Source organism: Labilibaculum sp., from assembly GCF_963664555.1.
Taxonomy (GTDB): domain Bacteria; phylum Bacteroidota; class Bacteroidia; order Bacteroidales; family Marinifilaceae; genus Labilibaculum.
The window spans coordinates 1,132,649-1,151,363 of the sequence record NZ_OY761461.1; the positions used below are offsets into that span (position 1 = coordinate 1,132,649).

Below are 18,715 nucleotides of genomic sequence, written 5' to 3' on the forward strand. Positions count from 1 at the left end.
TTAAAACATTATGAATAGATCTAGATTTAATTCTCTAAAATACGTTGTATTATTCTTGTTGGTTTTCCCTTGCTTTAAACAGGGGAAAGCACAACAGGATCCAATGTATACTCAATACATGCATAATCCTTTAACTGTAAATCCAGCTTATGCAGGTAGTACTGATATGATGAGTGCAATGTTCTTGGCGCGTGAACAGTGGGTAGGATTTGATGGCGCTCCAAAATCGCGTACTTTAACTTTAAGTGCACCCATTACAAGGTATGATATTGGCGCTGGATTTGCTTTTATTAATGATGAATTGGGACCAGTAAAACAGAATAGTTTTTACACTGATTTTGCTTATCATTTAACTTTGGGTGAAAAAGGAAAATTGTCTTTTGGCTTGAAAGGTGGATTTGATATGATCCAAATTGATTTAATGAACCTAACCTTAGATCAACAGAACGATGGAACTTTTGCTCAGAATTTTGAGGAACAGTTCATTTTGAACTTTGGTTTGGGATTGTATTACTATACCGATCGTTTTTATTTGGGAGTGTCGATTCCAAGAATGTTGAAGAATAATTACGACAATGATGGAATCAACACAACCAGTTTGGGATATAAGGAACGTCACTATTTTCTGACAACAGGAGCTTTATTCGATTTAAATGACTATATCAAATTAAAGCCGTCAATCTTGTCTAAAATAGTTTGGAATGCTCCGGTATCAATTGATTTGTCAGCAAATTTCATACTCTACGATCAGTTGTGGCTTGGAACATCATACCGCATTGATGATTCAATGAGTTTTTTAATTCACTACCAGTTGTCAGATCAATTGCGTGTTGGTTATGCATTCGACCTAACCGAATCAGAAATGAGAAGATATAATAATGGAACGCATGAGATTATGGTAGCATTCGATTTCCAGTTCAACAAGAAAAAAATCATGACACCTAGATATTTCTAACCTAATACTGAATTGAAAGATGAAGAAACTTACATTAGCACTCAGTCTTGTTTTCTCACTGATTTGTGTTCAGTTGCAGGCACAATTATTATCGAAAGCTGACAAATATTTTAATTCATTTGCCTATGGTGATGCGGTAGAGCTATATGAAATACTTTGGAAGAAGGACAGTGTAAATCGATATATTACCAGGCAATTGGCCGTTTCTTACCGGATGATGAACAATACGGTTAAAATGGAAAAGTATTATTCCAAATTGGTTAACCTTACGGATAACGAATCGGAAGATTATTATCATTATTCCAAGGCGCTTCAAAGCAATGAAAAATACGATAAGGCAAAGATATACATGGACAAGTATTTGGCTTTTGAAAATGCAAAGCCAAGAAGCAAAATAGATCCTCGTTTTCTAATGTCTTTAAGAGATGATTCCACACGTTATCAAATAGCACCAGTTTTGATTAATTCTGAAGCTTCAGAATTTGGTCCTGCCTTTTACAAGGACCAGCTTGTGTTTTCATCAGCGAAAGCAATGCCTAAACTGATCAAAAGAAATCACGGCTGGAACGATCAAAATTACTTGAGGCTATATGTTGCCAATATCAATCAAGAAGATCAATTGCTGGATGTGAAGTTGCTTTCTAGCAGGCTAGCTACGAATTATCACGATGGTCCTGTATGTTTTAACAAAGCAGGTGATGAAATGTTTCTCACAAGGAACTACGTATCAGACAGCAAACGAGCTCAAAAAGATGATTCTGGAGTAGTTAGCATTAAGCTTTATCATTGTAAGAAAGAAGGGGAGCATTGGTCTAGCCCAAAACTTTTGCCTTTTAACATGGATGGATATTCTACTGGTCATCCGAGTCTTTCGGCGGATGGGAAACGCTTGTATTTCATTTCTGACCGACCAGGTGGATTTGGAGGGACGGATATCTATTATGCAGAAAGAAATGGTGAAAGTTGGAACGAACCAGTCAATCTAGGCAATACAATTAACACACCAGAAAATGAAATGTCACCCTTTATTGCAAACAACAATAGCTTTTATTTTGCATCCAAAGGACATGCCGGTCTTGGAGGTTTGGATATTTTCTGGATAAAAGACCTTGATTCTGATACTCTAATTAACATGGGATACCCAATAAATACAGCTAAGGATGATTTTTCCTTCGTTTTAAAAAATGGTAAAGGCTATTTGGCTTCGAATAGAGTAAAAGGTGAATCGTACGATGATATTTATAAGTTTAAAATTGTAAGAAGATTGATTAAAGGGAAAGTTTATCATGATGAAACTCATGAAATTCTGCCTAATAGTATGGTAAAATTAATTGATGAGAACGGTAAAGCAATTCAAGAAGTTTATACGGGAGCAGATGGAGTATTTAAATTCTTAGTAGATGCTGTACAGAATTTTAAGCTTACGTCTGAAAAGTTGATGTATAATATTGGAACGGGCTTAGTAGGCAGAGGTGAATTGGAGGATCAGATTGAAGTGCATTGCGATTTGTATCAATCCAGAGATAACAGCCTTGAATTAGCAGGAGTTGTATTGTATCGCGGAGATCGTTCACCGGTTTCACATTTGGATATCAGATTGATAAATATGAACACTGGAGACATAGTTGATCTTGTAACTGGTGACAAGGGAAATATGAATAGTCCAATTGATCGAAATACTGAATACACAATAGAGTATCACAAAGAAGGAGTTTTTGCTGAACCAGGAAGTTTTAGCACTTCTAATATTGAAGGCAATAAATTACATATCGAAAAATTGGTGGATAAAGTAGAGGTAGGAAAAGTGTTTGTGCTTGAGAATATTTTCTATGATTTGGACAAATCTGAGATTAGACCAGATGCTGCTTTGGAACTTGACAAGCTGGTTATGGTAATGAATGACAATCCAAGTTTGAAAATTGAGTTGAGTTCCCATACTGATTCAAGAGGTAGTGATGCGTATAATATGGCTTTATCAGAAAGACGAGCCAAATCTGCCGTGAAATACATCATTGAAAATGGAATTGCAAAAGATAGAATTGTGGCCAAGGGTTATGGTGAAACAAAATTGATTAATCATTGCTACAATGGTGTAGAATGTAGTAAGGCAGAGCATCAGGCTAATCGCAGAACCGAGGTGAAAGTACTGGAATTATAGGCTGTATACATACAATTACAATATTATCGACCATTATTTTTACCATTCCAAGAATTGTGCCATTTTTAATTTCAGGAAAAAATGAAGTGTTCTGGTTCTTAATGGTAGCAGGAACCATAGGGTGATTTATTTGCCTTTTTTGTGGAGATGATAGGAAATAAATTATTACAAAATAAATTTAAGTAGGGTTTACTGAAAAACGGATAAAGCAAACTTTGTCGGTTTTTCATATCCTAACATTTTTATGAGCATGATTTTCCATATTGAGTAGATATTTATCGAACTTATACTCATTTGAGCAAGAGGCATAAAAATTTGCTTCAATCGAAGCAAATTAAGAACAAATATGATACAGCTCACCCATGACTGCGATGTATCAAGTCTTTTAGCTCTAATGTTATTCATGTTGTATCCTCTTTTGGCTTGTCCGAATTTTCCTTCAACATGATTTTGGAATTGCAACAAAATATGGTACAAAAAGATTAGGCCGCTAATTTATAATAAGCTCTTAATTCAATTTCTTTTTCTAAAGGTGTTTTATATCCCAAACTAGAGTGTATTCTTTTAACATTGTACCAATTTTCGATGTAATCGTATACATGGTTATATGCATGAGTAAATGATTTAAACTTGTTTCGGTATATCATTTCCGACTTGATCGTTTTAAAAAAGCTTTCAGCTACGGCATTATCCCAACAGTTTCCCTTTCTGCTCATGCTTCTGTTTATCTTATCATTATCCATAAAAATATCCCTTATTTTATTGCAGGCATATTGAACGCCCCTATCCGAATGAAGAATAAATCCATCTATTATTTGTCTTCGCTTACGTGCAATATTCCATGCCTTAAGAACCGTGTTTTCATAGGTCATATCTTTACTTAACGACCAACCAACAACTTGTCTATCCGCCAAATCAATCATCGTTGTGAGGTAAATCCACTTGTCATTAACTCTAATATAAGTAATGTCAGATACCCATACTTTACCTAGCTGTTCAACTTTAAATTGCCGGTCAAGAGTGTTTTTTTCAATCTTATAACCATGCTTAGAGTAAGTTGTATTAATAAATCGCTTTTTAGGCTTGAACCGAATGTTTTCTGCCTTCATTAGTTTACCAACATAAGTTCTAGATATTTTATATCCAATCTTCTCCAATTCAACCTGAATACGCGGACTTCCATAGGTTTGTCTACTGTCTTTAAATATCTTTTTAATCTCATTTACCAGAATCGCTTTTCTTGAGTACTTCTTTTTGGTAAGTTTAATTGACTTCCAGTGGTAATATGAATTCCGGCTTACTTTTAAATGCTTACACATCTTCCCAACAGGATATATCTTTTTATGCTTATCCATAAAATTATAGATCAATTGTCGCTCTTGGAGAAGATGCTGACCGCCTTTTTTAATATATCACGTTCTAATCTAGTTTCTTTTAATTCTGCTCTTAACTGGGATATCTCTTGCTGTTCCGGACTTAAAGAAATATTACCTTTTCCTGTGAAAGATTCTTTATTGCTTAATGTTTCTCTTCGCCATCTTCGAATCATGCTGTCGTTTAATCCGTAATCTTCAGACACTTGCTTCGCGCTTTGTCCCGATTTAAGTAGATTCACAATCATCAACTTAAATTCTGTTTCATAATGTTTCGCCATAATTTAAATATAAGAATTTCGGGCGTAACCATTGTACCAACAAATGTAGCATGTCCAGTTTTCCCTTAAAATGCTCAAAGCGTTCATCCTTATAGGCTGGATTACCGGGATGAAACCTGGCTTCCAATACGGGATCATCCAGCAACAACAGGCTGTCAACATCCGTTTTCAATCGGGATAGTTTATCCAGGTACGCCTTCACGGTATTCTTGCTTACACCCAGATCCCTGGCTATGGTTTTCTTTGGGCTTCCTTGCTGATGCAAGCGCAGTAATTGTTTGATCTGACTCATAGGTTTTGGTTTTCCAGCCATCTGCATTCGTTTTAGTGGTCATCTACTTTCTGCCACTAAAGAACCAAAACCTGTGTTATTTTGAAAAGAGGGGTCAACATGATCCGGAATATCCAATAGGTTTAAAAAATCCTTACGAGCTTTTCGCCGGTAGGTTCTTGGCTTTTTTTCCAGAGATAAAGCTACAGATAAAAAATCAATAACCCGTTCACTAATAATCCTTGAGTCATTTAACAAGTCATGATCTGTAGGATACTTTATCTCCTGATCTGCAACGGTGGCATCCATTTGCAACTTGCCTCTGTTTTTAGGATTTCCCTCTTCATCCCTGTTTCTTTTGTTGTGTCCATGATCTTTCCTGGCCTCAGCACATTTAATAATCTCCTGATTGAACTGATCAAATAATTCTGCTGACATCCTCCTTCTTATTGTAACAAACAAAGATGAATCAAAGACTGGTGCTTCTTGAAATTCACTTAAACCAAGCATGAACTGCATGTATGGATTTTCTTTAATGGTCTCAATGGTTTCAACATCACTAAGCTTGAGCTTATGTTTTATTATCATTGCTCCAATCACTGTTTGTGGTGAAATGCCTGTACGACCAGTCTCAGTGCTCATTGTTTTCATGTAGTAAACAGCCAAATGATCCCATGGAATGACTTCGCTTAATTTTACCCAACGATTCTCTTTTGACAGATTCCTTTCGAAAGGTGTTTTGAATTCTTCGATCGTTAATTGAGAATGAAATGAATATTTTATCATAAGTGCATGACTTTAAGATAATAAAAACCATGCACACTTACTAGTTGAAAATAGATTAATTTACTGAACATCAAGAGATTGAATGTTTTTCAGCAAGCCCTAAGTAATGTATTGTTGAAAAATTTATAAGAGGATAGAAAGTATTGATTGGAGGTTGGTGTTAGAAAAAAAGATTTAAAAAACGATTATTTCAACATCTTTTTAAGTTTATTCATATCCTTGCTCACTTTTTCATTAATCACTTTAGAATAAATTTGAGTAGTTCGAATACTTTTATGTCCAAGCATTGAACTAATAGATTCAATAGGTACTCCATTGGCTAATGTTACTGTAGTAGCAAAAGTATGTCGAGCAATATGGAAAGTTATATTTTTATCGATTGATGTCAGGTCAGCTAATTCTTTTAAATAGGCATTTAATTTTTGATTGCTATAGTTTGGAAAAATATGGTCTTCGGTTTTCTTTCCTGGAAAATCTTCATATTTCTTCACAAGTTCAGCAGCTTTAGGAAGCAGAGGAAGATTTGATGGAGTTTTTGTTTTTTCTCGTTCCATAATGATCCATTGATATCCGTCTATACCAATGCGGATGTTATCAGTGGTAAGGTTGGAAATATCAATATAGGCAAGGCCGGAATAACATGCAAATACAAACATATCACGAACCATATCCAAACGTTTAATCTTTATTTTAAGATTTTCCAATCTTTGTAATTCCTCTTTGGTTATAAATTCTCGTTTTACTTCAACTAGTTTTGCTTGATATTTAGCAAAAGGATCTTTATCAAGCCACTCATTTTTAAGAGCTAGATTTATCACCTTTCTAAAGTTTTTAATGTATTTCAAAGAGCTGTTGTGATTACATTTTCGTACAGTTTTAAAATAATGCTCCAGGTCGGTAATAAAGGAATATTTAATTTGACGTAAAGGAATATCATTAATTTTATATTGATGCTTTAAGAAATTTCTAATATGATCTAGAGTTGTATCATACCTTTTTGTAGTAGCTTTTGCAAACGTGATCCCAATTAAAGCATGCATTTGTTTGTTGTGGTATTCGAAAACTTGAAGAAGACTTCTTTGTTCTTCATCTTTTCCAAGAAATCTTAACTTTAACTTTTTTGCTGTTACAAGCTCGCTGTTTTTAATCATTTCGGTGTGATGATCAAAGATGTTGTTTTTTAATACATCGAGAAATTTATTTAACTGAACACCTCCTTTTTTTCTGGCATTAGCTTTTCCAGCTTTATTATTCCAGTCTTCTGATGAAATTGATCTCCCTGTAGATATTTCAACACGTTCATTTTCTACAGAAATGCGAATATATATTGGACTTTCAAGGTTTGACTTGGATTTACTTTTTCGTATTACAAAGCTGATGTCTATTGGTGTGAAGGTGTTCATGTGCATCCATTTAAAATTGTTTTATAATCTTGAGAAAGAAAAATAAGAGATTTACTCACTCAAATTACGAAAAAATCCTATAAATGTCAATTGAAAAAATGAAGTTAGTTACTTTTAATTTGTTTTTATACAGTTTGTTATGAGATTTCTGGTGAGTAGATTTGGAAAGTGGAGTTACTCACCAGAAAGTTCACTTACCTATTGCTTTTTATTGAGTTTAAATGATGTGGTAATAAATAAAAAAGACTGTAAATCAGTGAATTTACAGTCTTTTAGTTCTATTTAACCTCAAAATTGTGGAGCTGCAGGGAATCGAACCCTGGTCCAAACACGCGATCAATAAGCTTTCTACATGTGTAGTGATTTATTAATTTTCGTATAAAGTTAGGGAAAGCACACCCGAGACTTTATCTTATCTTCTTAATTTCGCCCACTCCCCAAAGCCTGAAGTAGACTAACCTCGAATTGATAGCATCCAATTACTTACCGGAACAAGGTGGAACCATAAGCTGGATGTCTCGTCTCCACTCCTAGAGTAGTGATAAAGTGTAATCTACTAAAATTCGATTACGCAGCAAGAGCGTAGTTATTTTCGCCAATTAAAAAGTTTGATATCCGATATTTACGAGCTGGAATAACAACGCTCGACATGCTTACATATTAATTCATCATGCTGTCAAAATCCACGTCAGCCCCAGAATCGATGTAAAATTAGTAAAATTCACACATTTCACATGATTTTTTCATAGAAACCTTTCGGGATATGTATTAAATTTAATCTTATATCGATAGATATTTAGGGATCAATCACAAACAAGGTCTACTTAATGTGATTTTATGATGTGTATCGGGAGATAATAGATTCAAGAATTACTAAATAAAGTGTTTGACATCTGAGGTGTTCGTAAATCAATTCAGTGGAATGTGGATAATCGTTCTTTTTATTGTTATCTTAATACTCATTACCAGCATAATATCAAACACTTGCTTATAAAAAAGGAATCGTATGAACAAAAGAATTAGAATTGGAGTTCTTAGGGAAACTAAAAATCCACCTGATAGAAGAGTTGCAATACCGCCGGTAACAGGCTTGCAGATTCTCAATAGATATCCTAATGTTAGTATATTTATTCAGCCGAGTGATATTCGTTGCTTTACTGATTCTGAATACCGGGAGCAAGGATATTTTTTAACGGATGATTTGCGTGATTGTGATATTTTGATTGGAGTGAAAGAAGTTTCTATTCCAACTTTAATTCCAAATAAAATTTATTTGTTTTTTTCTCATACAGCAAAACAGCAAGCTTATAATCGTGAATTATTGCAGCAAATAGTCAAAAAAAATATAACCCTGATTGATTATGAGTATTTAAAGGACAATCAGAATAGACGTTTGGTCGCTTTTGGACATTGGGCAGGTGTTGTGGGCGCGTATAAAGCTCTTAGAGCAAGAGGTGTGCGTACCGATTTTTTCGATTTACCGCCAGCTAGTTATTGTAAGGATATGGAGGAGATGTATTTGCATCTGAAAAAGATTAGTTTAAAACCCATAAAAATATTGATTACCGGCGGAGGTCGTGTTGCAATGGGGGCAATGCAGACTCTTCGTGTTTTGAATTTGAAAGAGGTTACACCGGAACAATTTTTACATGAAAATTTTAATGAGCCTGTTGTTTGCCGAATTGATCCGGAACACTATGTGGCACGTAAAGACGGAGGTGAATTTAATTTAAAGGATTTTTACGATAATCCGGAAATGTACCGATCAACATTTAAGCCTTTTACTAAAGTGACAGATTTGTTTATTGCCTGTCATTATTGGGATCCGAAATCGCCTAAATTTTTACTTCCGGAAGATTACAAAGAAGATGATTTTAAAATTTCGGTAATTGCAGATGTAAGCTGTGATTTAAATGGTCCTATTGCATCAACATTGCGGGCTTCAACAATTGCTTCGTCGTTTTATGGATATGATCGGTTTAATGAAGAAGAGGCGATTCCTTTTGTGGATAAAAGGAATGTAACTGTTATGGCTGTGGATAATTTACCTGGTGAATTGCCTCGTGATTCATCAATCGATTTTGGAGAGGCTTTGTGTCAGAATGTCTATGATTATCTTTTAGGTGAGGATTCTGATGGTGTGATAGAACGGGCTACCATTGTAAAAAATGGCAGGCTGACTCCCCAGTTTGCTTATCTTCATGCTTATTTGGAAGGGGAGGATGCTGTAAAAGTTTAAAAAGAAAGAGGCTGTCTCATAATTACGAAACAGCCTCTTTTTATATGTATCCCTATTCGAGAATATTTTCAAAGGCTAATATCTCAGAATCTTAAAATTTCTTTTGAGACATCCGTTTATATTTTATAAATTTTTTAATTCAGTTATGGTATGATTTGGATCATCAGCTCCAAAAACAAAGCTTCCTGCAACCAAAGCATTGGCTCCAGCTTCAATTAATTTTTTTCCTGTTTCCAAATTTACACCTCCATCTATTTCAATAATAACGGAAGCGTTTTTATCCTTGATTAATTGAGCAAGCTTTTCAACTTTAATGTAAGTGTTCTCAATAAAACTTTGTCCGCCAAAACCAGGATTTACACTCATTAAGAGAACCAAATCAATATCAGAAATAATATCTTCTAAAACAGAAACAGGTGTGTGTGGATTAAGTGATACGCCGGCTTTCATCCCATGGCTGTGAATGTTTTGAATCGTCCGGTGAAGATGGGTACATGCTTCGTAATGAACTGTTAGGATGTCGGCTCCAGCTTTTTTAAAAGCTTCAACATAGCGGTCCGGATCAATAATCATCAGATGAACATCCAACGGTTTTTTAGCAATTTTATTTATTTGCTCTACAACAGGCAGTCCATATGAGATGTTCGGTACAAATACTCCATCCATAATATCTAAGTGGAACCAATCGGCCTGACTGTTGTTTACCATTTCGATATCCGCCTTTAGATTTGTGAAATCGGCAGCTAATAGTGAAGGTGAAATTAATGTTTGCATTTGGTTGTTTACGTTTGGTTTAAATATGGCGCAAATATAAGTAAAAAAGGATAAGAGGAGGCAAATGAAAATTTACCATCTATTCTTATCCTTTCTTTTCACCCTAAAATAAATATTTATTCTCCTAAATAAGTTTTTAGTATTTTACTTCTAAATGTTGTCTTCATTCGCTTGATTGCCTTCTCTTTAATTTGGCGGACCCGTTCTCGTGTTAAGCCAAATTCTTTTCCAATTTCTTCAAGAGAATAAGGAGGCTTTTCATTTAAGCCAAAATACAATCTTATAATAGCTGCCTCCCTTTTCGAAAGTGTTGATAAGGAACGATCAATTTCTTTGCGAAGTGAATCTCGAATTAGTTTTTTATCCGGACTAATTTCATCATTGCTAAGCAATATATCGTAAAGAGTATTCTCTTCGTCAGGATTTATTGGAGCATCCATAGAGATGTGTCTTCCAGAAGCCTTAAGTGCTTCTTTTACATCTTTTGGGCTCATCTCCAAAATAATAGCAATTTCTTCAGGAGAGGGTTCGCGCTGATATTCCTGCTCCAGTTGAGCGAATGTTTTGTTGATTTTATTAATAGAACCAATTTTATTTAACGGCAAACGAACAATTCGGGCTTGCTCGGCTAATGCTTGTAAAATGGATTGTCTGATCCACCAAACAGCATATGATATGAATTTAAAACCTCTGGTCTCATCAAATCTTTGAGCCGCTTTTATTAGTCCCAAGTTTCCTTCATTAATCAAATCGGGCAGACTAAGGCCTTGGTTTTGATATTGCTTTGATACGGAAACAACAAAACGTAGATTGCATTTAATAAGTCGATCCAGAGCTTTTTTATTACCTTTTTTGATCTCCCTGGCAAGTTGAACCTCTTCTTCTGCAGAAATAAGATCGACCTTTCCAATTTCATGAAGATACTTGTCGAGTGAGGGAGTCTCTCTGTTGGTTACCTGTTTAGTAATTTTTAGCTGTCTCATAGTGGGTTTTGAATGGTATTTATATACGAGTGGGTTATTCTCGTTTATATTTAAATATAGCAAAATCATTTTGAAAAAGAAATTTGCAGCGCTTTCAAAAGGTTTATTTTGAGATTAATAAACTTATATTGCGACATCAGGCATCAATTTGAATAATAAAATCATTTATTTTTTGTGATTTATAACTAATTCCGTAATATTGCAATTGAATTCAGATTAATTCTTCTCATTTAGAGGTCGAAAGATCAGGTTCCCAATTGTTCAAAACAATTTCTATCTAAAAAAATCACCCGAAAAATATTAATATATCATTTATGTACGATATTCTTGAATTAAACAAGAAGCTTGTGCCTGAATTACGAGAAATCGCTAAAGAACTCAATGTTAAAAAAATTGAGTCTTTTAAGAAACAGGATTTAATTTACAGAATCCTTGATCAACAGGCAATTGTAGCTTCTGAAAGAAAAACACCAGAAAAAAAGACTCCCTTAAAAAGACCTAAGAGTCCAATGGGAGATAGTAAGGCTGATGAAGGGCGATCCAGATCGCTTTTGCATAAAAGAAAAAAGCCGGAACAACCAGTTAGAGATGCTGTAAGTAATGAGACTACTCAAGAAGAAGTTACAGCACCAAAAGACGCTCCAAGAAAACCCACACGAGAAATAAGACCGGTTGTTGAGAAAGCTGAAAGCATTCTTGTTGACGAGAAAAGCGAAGAGCAATCAAAACCCTCAGCTTTAGAGCCTCCTGTTGCAAATGAAAATGCACAGAGGAGCGAAAGACCTGCAAGACCACCGAGACCTGCAAGATCACCAAGACCAAGACCGGAACGTCAGGATAAACCAGAGCGTCAAGATAAGCCTGAAGGGGCGGATGTTGCTGAAGAACAGGTAAAAACAGAAGGCCGGGATGTGTCTGATAAGCCAGAGAAGACGGAAAGACAAGAGAATCCAAATAGAAAGCGTTTTGAAAAACGTGAGAAAGAGAAACTGTTTGAGTTTGATGGAATAATTGACAATTCGGGTGTTTTGGAAATTATGCCTGATGGTTATGGTTTCCTACGTTCGTCGGATTACAATTACTTAAATTCTCCTGATGATATATATGTGTCGCAGTCGCAGATCAAATTATTTGGTTTAAAAACCGGAGATACTGTTAATGGAACAATTCGTCCGCCAAAAGAAGGTGAGAAATATTTTCCATTAATTAAAGTTGCAAAGATTAACGGCAGATTGCCTGAGGTAATTCGGGATCGTGTACCTTTCGATCATTTGACTCCGTTATTCCCGGATGAGAAATTTAATTTGACAGGAAAAGGAATGAATTCAATGTCAACACGTCTTGTTGATATGTTCGCTCCAATTGGTAAAGGACAAAGAGGACTGATTGTTGCACAGCCGAAAACAGGTAAGACTGTTCTTTTAAAAGAAATAGCCAATGCTATTGCTGCAAACAATCCAGAAGCTTATATGATTATTTTATTGATCGACGAGCGCCCTGAAGAGGTTACAGATATGGCTCGAAGCGTAAATGCTGAGGTTATTTCATCTACATTTGACGAACCAGCTGAGCGCCATGTTCGTGTTGCCAATATCGTTTTGGATAAAGCCAAGCGTATGGTGGAGTGTGGTCATGATGTTGTAATTTTATTAGATTCAATTACCCGATTGGCTCGTGCTTATAATACTGTTTCACCTGCTTCTGGTAAAGTTCTTTCGGGTGGTGTAGATGCAAATGCATTGCACAAACCAAAACGTTTCTTCGGTGCTGCAAGAAATATTGAGAATGGTGGATCGCTGACAATTTTAGCAACTGCATTAACTGATACTGGTTCTAAAATGGATGATGTTATCTTTGAGGAATTTAAAGGAACCGGTAATATGGAGCTTCAGTTAGATCGTAAGCTGTCTAATAAACGAATCTTCCCTGCAATTGATATAACAGCTTCAAGTACTCGTCGGGACGATCTGCTTCTTGATCCGAATCAATTGAATCGCATCTGGATTCTTAGAAATTATTTAACAGATATGAATTCCGTTGAGGCAATGCAATTCTTGCAAGATCGTTTAAGAAAAACAAAATCGAACGAAGAATTCTTAATCTCAATGAACGATAAGTAAATTGCTTTTTGTTTTTTAAAGATATAAAGGGTAGTGATTTCAGTCATTACCCTTTCTTTTTGTGTTAAACTGAAAGTGTTAATTTACAGTGAAATTTCACAAAGGAATAAGGCTCGTGTGAGAAATGTGTTTGGGACTAGATTTCTTATCCCTAGAGACTTACGAATGGAGTGCATCTTATTTTAAATAAGTATAAATAGCAAAAAGAAAAGTTTTTTGTAATCTCTAGATTGCAAAATGCCGCTTTTATTCCATAAATTTGCGAAGTAAATCCGACAAAAAATGAACACTTTAGTACAGACTCATAATAGTTTGTTGAAGCATAAGAAAGGAACTATTAGACGTGAGTTGGCCGATGAAATTGATTGGTCACAACGCTTGATAGCCATTAAAGGATCCAGAGGAGTTGGAAAAACAACTTTTTTACTGGATTATATTCGTGAGCACCATGCCAACGATAAGAATTGCTTATACATCAACTTAAACAATTTATTCTTTACTGAGAAAGGATTGGTTCCCTTTATCGATGAATTTTATAAAAGAGGAGGTAAAATATTGCTACTCGATCAGATTCATAAATTTCCTGAATGGGCAAAAAGCTTGCGAACCTGCTACGAGGAATACACCGATTTGAAGATTATTTTTACCGGTTCATCAATTCTTCGAATTAAGACAAATGAAGATTTGAAAGATTGTGTAAGTGTTTACTACTTAAATGGCTTGTCTTTTAGAGAATTTTTAAATTATGAGTCGGGAAATCAATTTCCCCGTTACACACTGGAAGAATTGTTAGAGAATCATGAGGGGATTGTTGAAGAAATTCTAAGTAAAGTTCGTCCGTTGGCTTATTTTAATGATTATCTTAGGTTTGGATATTATCCTTGTTACCAGGAGGAGAAAAGCTTTATGGATAATCTTTTGAAAATGATCAATTTGATGTTGGAGTTTGATATTACCTACTTGAACCAAATAGAATTAAAATACCTTTGCAAGTTAAAGAAACTTCTATATATTATTTCCTGTAATGTTCCTTTTCAACCAAATGTAAGTAAGCTGGCAAACGATGTAGAAACATCGAGAGCTACGATTATGAATTATCTGAAGTATTTAAAAAATGCCAGATTAATTCGTTTGTTGAATTCTCCGGGGAGTTTTAATGATGCATCGAAGAAACCAAATAAAGTTTATTTGCACAACACAAATTTATTATACGCCATTGCACCGGAAAATGTGAATGAAAGTAATCTTCGTGAAACCTTTTTTTACAATCAGGTTGGCCCTAATAGAAATATTACGAGCACCGATAGAGGTCATTTTTTAGTGAATGATAAGTATAATTTCGAAATTACGGGAAGTGATGATGCGTTTGAATCGAAATTTAGAACAGAAGACTTTTTTATTGCTGCCGATATGATAGAACGTGGAGAGGGAAATAAAGTACCTCTTTGGTTGTTCGGCTTTTTGTATTAGAGAATTAGTTAGAAAAATAAAATACCAAATAATAAAATTTAATCGGAGGAGTAAAATGGCAAGAGAAAAAAAATTCATTACCTGTGATGGTAATGCCGCTGCCGCTCACGTAGCATATATGTTTAGTGAGGTTTCTTGTATTTACCCAATCACTCCATCTTCGCCAATGGCTGAGAATGTTGATGAGTGGGCTGCACAAGGACGTAAAAATCTATTTGGAGAAACAGTTCAATTAGTAGAAATGCAATCTGAAGCTGGTGCTGCAGGTGCTGTTCATGGTGCATTACAAGCTGGTGCATTAACAACTACTTATACTGCATCTCAGGGATTATTGTTAATGATTCCTAACATGTATAAAATCGCTGGTGAATTATTACCATGTGTATTTCATATTAGTGCCCGTGCTCTTGCTGCTCAGGCATTGAGTATTTTTGGTGATCACTCTGATGTATATTCTGCTCGTCAGACAGGTTTCGCTATGTTGGCTTCAGGTTCGGTTCAGGAAGTAATGGATCTTTCTGCTGTATCTCACTTAACTGCAATTAAATCAAGAGTTCCTTTCATGAACTTCTTCGATGGATTCCGTACATCTCACGAAATTCAGAAAATCGAAGCTGTTGATATGGAAGACATGAGAGATCTTGTTGATCAGGAAGCTCTTCAGGCTTTCCGTGATCGTGCTTTGAATCCGGAATCTCCTGTAACCAGAGGTACTGCTCAGAATCCTGATGTTTACTTCCAGTCTCGCGAAGCGGCTAACCCATTTTACAATGCGGTTCCGGATATTGTAGCTGACTACATGAAGGAAATGACCAAAATTACAGGAAGAGAATACAAGCCTTTCATGTATTACGGTGCTGCTGATGCTGAAAATATCATTATTGCAATGGGTTCTGTAAACGAAACCATTAAAGAAGCGGTTGACTATAAAATGGCAAATGGCGAAAAGGTTGGTCTTGTTTGTGTTCATTTGTATCGTCCATTCTCAGCCAAGCATTTCTTAAGCGTTATTCCTGAATCAGTAAAACGTATTTGTGTACTTGATCGTACTAAAGAAACTGGTGCTAACGGAGATCCTATGTATCTTGACGTAAGAGAAGTTTTCTACGGAAGAGAGAATGCTCCAATGGTGATTGGCGGACGTTATGGTTTAGGTTCAAAAGAGGTGACTCCATCTCAAATTGTTGCGGTTTACAAAAATCTTGCAATGAACGAACCTAAAAATCAATTCACTTTAGGTATTGTTGATGATGTGACTTTTACTTCACTTCCAATGTTGCCAGAGGTTAAGATGAACTCTGAGTCTCTTTACGAAGCAAAATTCTATGGTTTGGGTTCTGATGGTACTGTAGGTGCCAACAAAAACTCAATTAAAATTATTGGTGGATCAACTGATAAATATTGTCAGGCTTACTTTGCTTACGATTCTAAAAAATCAGGTGGATTTACTGCTTCTCACCTTCGTTTTGGTGATGAACCAATCCGCTCGACATATTTAGTAACTACTCCTGACTTCGTTGCATGTCACGTTCCTGCTTACGTATATCTTTACGATGTATTAAAAGGATTGAAAAAAGGTGGTTCTTTCTTATTGAACTCGATTTATGATGCAGAAGAGACTGTTAAGAATCTTCCAAATCACATGAAAAAGTACATGGCTGAGAATGAGATTAAATTCTACATTATCAACGGTACTAAATTGGGTGAGGATCTTGGTCTTGGTAACCGTACCAATACTATTATGCAAGCTGCGTTCTTCAAAATAACTAATGTGATACCTTTTGAAAAGGCTGCTGAAGAAATGAAGAAAGCGATTGTTAAATCGTATGGTAACAAAGGTGAAAAGGTTGTAAATATGAACTTCTCAGCTGTTGATGCTGGTGGAGAAAATGTTGTTGAAGTTAAAGTTTCTGCTGATTGGAAAAATCTAGCTGAAGAAAAAGTAGCTGAGACTGCAAATAGTCGTCCTAAGTTTATTGCTGAGGTTTGTGATCCAATGAACGCACAGAAGGGTGATGATCTTCCGGTTTCTGCTTTCACAGGTCGTGAAGATGGAACTTTCCCGGCAGGTACAACGAAGTATGAGAAACGTGGTGTTGCTGTTCATGTTCCTGAATGGAAAGAAGAAACTTGTATTCAGTGTAACCAGTGTGCTTACGTTTGTCCTCACGCTGCAATTCGTCCATTCATTTTAACCGAAGAGGAATTGGCTGCAGCTCCTGCTGGAACTGCCGTTAAGCCTGCAACAGGTAAAGAATTGAAAGGTTTACATTTCAGAATTCAAGTAGCTGTTGAAGATTGTACTGGTTGTGGTAACTGTGCTGATGTTTGTCCTGCGCCTAAAGCAAAAGCTTTGGAAATGAAGCCTTTGGAATCTCAAATGATTGAGAAAGACAGATGGCATTATATGGATGAGAAAGTAGGTTACAAAGATTTGCTGCCTAAAAATAACGTGAAAAATTCACAATTTGCTCAGCCATTATTCGAGTTCTCAGGAGCTTGTGCTGGTTGTGGTGAGACTCCATACATCAAATTAATCACTCAATTATTTGGTGAGAGAATGATGGTTGCAAATGCAACAGGTTGTTCTTCTATTTACGGTGGTTCTGCCCCTGCAACTCCATATTGTAAAAACAATAAGAGTGGTAAAGGTCCGGCTTGGGCTAACTCATTATTCGAAGACAATGCTGAGTTTGGTTTTGGTATGAACGAAGGTGTACGTAAAATGCGTAACCGTATTGCTCTTCGTATGGAAGCTGCAATGGATGCTGTAAATGCTGAAACAAAAGCTGCTTTTACTGAGTGGTTAGAGAATAAAGATAACGGTGAGTTGTCAATTGAAGCTTCGGCTAAAGTTGAGTCTGCTCTTGCAAATGAAACTCATCCTGTTGCTAAAGAAGTTCTTGATCTTAAAAACTTCTTGATTAAGAAATCTCAATGGATTTTTGGTGGTGACGGTTGGGCTTATGATATCGGATTCGGTGGATTGGATCACGTATTGGCTTCAGGTGAAGATGTAAATGTATTGGTAATGGATACTGAGATTTACTCTAACACAGGTGGACAAGCTTCTAAAGCAACTCCAGTTGGTGCTGTTGCTAAATTTGCGGCAGCAGGTAAACGTATCAGAAAGAAAGACCTTGGTATGATAGCAATGTCTTACGGATATGTTTATGTAGCTCAGGTGGCTATGGGAGCAAATCAAGCTCAATACATGAAAGCTGTTAAAGAAGCTGAAGCTTATCCAGGACCTTCTTTGATTATTGCTTATTCTCCTTGTATTTCTCACGGATTGAAAGCGTCTATGGGTAAATCACAAACAGAAGAGAAGAAAGCTGTTGAAGCAGGATACTGGCATTTGTATCGTAACAATCCAGCATTGGAAAATGAAGGTAAAAACCCATTTGTTCTTGATTCAAAAGAGCCTGTTTGGGAAAATTTCCAGAATTTCTTATTGGGTGAAGTTCGTTACACTTCATTGCAAAAATCATTCCCAGAGCAAGCAAAAGAATTGTTTGTTGCTGCAGAAGAGAATGCTAAGTGGAGATATAAGACATACAAGCGTCAAGCTGCCATGAATTATAATGAAGAGTAAGCATTGTTCTTAATATATAGTGAAGGGGTTCCAGTTTGGAGCCCCTTTTTTTGTGCCAGCATGTCGGGATAGTGACAATTGGAAATATTAGTCAGATATAATTTCTATTTTTTGTATGAAATTGAAATGTAGTGTTATCATACTATAATCAGTATGATTTAGTTGATATAATCTGTAGGGATTGCAATGAGGAATAAAAGTAGGGCGTATATTTTTTCCAGGTTTATTTTTTTTGTGAAAAATAAGACTCACAAGTCCTTTATTTGTGGGCTTTTTGTAGTTTTGTGTTGATTCTCAGATTATTAAA

The 18,715-nt window shown here is 35.7% G+C and carries 13 protein-coding genes and 1 other RNA gene; 6 read left to right on the top strand and 8 right to left on the bottom strand.

Translation table 11 applies throughout. The features are described from left to right. Window positions 1–10 precede the first annotated feature (10 nt). Both ACKU4N_RS04550 and ACKU4N_RS04555 read left to right on the top strand, forming a co-directional pair. Window positions 11–955, top strand: a complete 945-nt coding sequence (locus ACKU4N_RS04550) for a PorP/SprF family type IX secretion system membrane protein (RefSeq protein WP_321321022.1) — start codon at window positions 11–13, stop codon at window positions 953–955. Window positions 956–974: 19 nt separating this feature from the next. After that, entirely contained in the window at window positions 975–3,113 is a 2,139-nt protein-coding gene (locus tag ACKU4N_RS04555; protein ID WP_321321024.1) for an OmpA family protein, read from the top strand. Window positions 3,114–3,302: 189 nt separating this feature from the next. Here ACKU4N_RS04555 and ACKU4N_RS04560 read toward each other — a convergent pair whose 3' ends face one another. The 6 genes from ACKU4N_RS04560 to ssrA all read right to left on the bottom strand — a co-directional run bounded on the left by ACKU4N_RS04560 (window position 3,303) and on the right by ssrA (window position 7,923). Beyond that, window positions 3,303–3,518, bottom strand: a complete 216-nt coding sequence (locus ACKU4N_RS04560; RefSeq protein ID WP_321321026.1) for a hypothetical protein — start codon at window positions 3,516–3,518, stop codon at window positions 3,303–3,305. Window positions 3,519–3,595: 77 nt separating this feature from the next. Next, a protein-coding gene (locus ACKU4N_RS04565; protein WP_321316928.1) for an IS3 family transposase occupies window positions 3,596–4,767 on the bottom strand; the annotation gives its coding sequence in 2 pieces (ribosomal slippage) (window positions 3,596–4,521 and window positions 4,521–4,767; 1,173 coding nt in all). Next, window positions 4,751–5,080, bottom strand: a complete 330-nt coding sequence (locus tag ACKU4N_RS04570; protein WP_321321028.1) for a helix-turn-helix domain-containing protein — start codon at window positions 5,078–5,080, stop codon at window positions 4,751–4,753. Before ACKU4N_RS04570 ends, ACKU4N_RS04565 begins: the two co-directional genes overlap by 17 nt. An 18-nt stretch (window positions 5,081–5,098) precedes the next feature. Next, window positions 5,099–5,824 carry a transposase gene (locus ACKU4N_RS04575; protein ID WP_321321030.1) on the bottom strand — a complete coding sequence of 242 codons (726 nt, stop codon included), beginning with the start codon at window positions 5,822–5,824 and terminating at the stop codon, window positions 5,099–5,101. 185 nt (window positions 5,825–6,009) lie between these two features. Next, entirely contained in the window at window positions 6,010–7,227 is a 1,218-nt protein-coding gene (locus ACKU4N_RS04580; RefSeq protein ID WP_321321032.1) for a site-specific integrase, read from the bottom strand. Window positions 7,228–7,521: 294 nt separating this feature from the next. Beyond that, window positions 7,522–7,923: a transfer-messenger RNA gene (ssrA, locus tag ACKU4N_RS04585) on the bottom strand. Between the two features lie 310 nt (window positions 7,924–8,233). Between ssrA and ACKU4N_RS04590 the strand changes: the two genes are divergently transcribed. Then, entirely contained in the window at window positions 8,234–9,466 is a 1,233-nt protein-coding gene (locus ACKU4N_RS04590; protein ID WP_321321034.1) for an NAD(P)-dependent oxidoreductase, read from the top strand. Between the two features lie 123 nt (window positions 9,467–9,589). On the opposite strand, the gene rpe is transcribed toward ACKU4N_RS04590, so the two are convergent. Both rpe and ACKU4N_RS04600 read right to left on the bottom strand, forming a co-directional pair. After that, window positions 9,590–10,240 carry a ribulose-phosphate 3-epimerase gene (gene rpe / locus ACKU4N_RS04595; RefSeq protein ID WP_321321036.1) on the bottom strand — a complete coding sequence of 217 codons (651 nt, stop codon included), beginning with the start codon at window positions 10,238–10,240 and terminating at the stop codon, window positions 9,590–9,592. Window positions 10,241–10,356: 116 nt separating this feature from the next. Further along, window positions 10,357–11,223, bottom strand: coding sequence for a sigma-70 family RNA polymerase sigma factor (locus tag ACKU4N_RS04600; RefSeq protein WP_289529527.1), 867 nt, complete (start codon window positions 11,221–11,223; stop codon window positions 10,357–10,359). A 314-nt stretch (window positions 11,224–11,537) separates the two neighbouring features. Between ACKU4N_RS04600 and rho the strand changes: the two genes are divergently transcribed. From rho to nifJ, 3 genes are all read left to right on the top strand, one after another. Beyond that, the gene (gene rho, locus ACKU4N_RS04605; protein WP_321321040.1) at window positions 11,538–13,343 is read left to right on the top strand and encodes a transcription termination factor Rho; all 1,806 of its coding nucleotides are present in this window, start codon (window positions 11,538–11,540) and stop codon (window positions 13,341–13,343) included. Window positions 13,344–13,625: 282 nt separating this feature from the next. Continuing rightward, a complete protein-coding gene (locus ACKU4N_RS04610) occupies window positions 13,626–14,813 on the top strand; it encodes an ATP-binding protein (RefSeq protein WP_321321042.1) in 1,188 nt (395 codons plus the stop codon). A gap of 55 nt (window positions 14,814–14,868) precedes the next feature. Then, window positions 14,869–18,408 carry a pyruvate:ferredoxin (flavodoxin) oxidoreductase gene (gene nifJ / locus ACKU4N_RS04615; RefSeq protein WP_321321044.1) on the top strand — a complete coding sequence of 1,180 codons (3,540 nt, stop codon included), beginning with the start codon at window positions 14,869–14,871 and terminating at the stop codon, window positions 18,406–18,408. Window positions 18,409–18,715 lie beyond the last annotated feature (307 nt).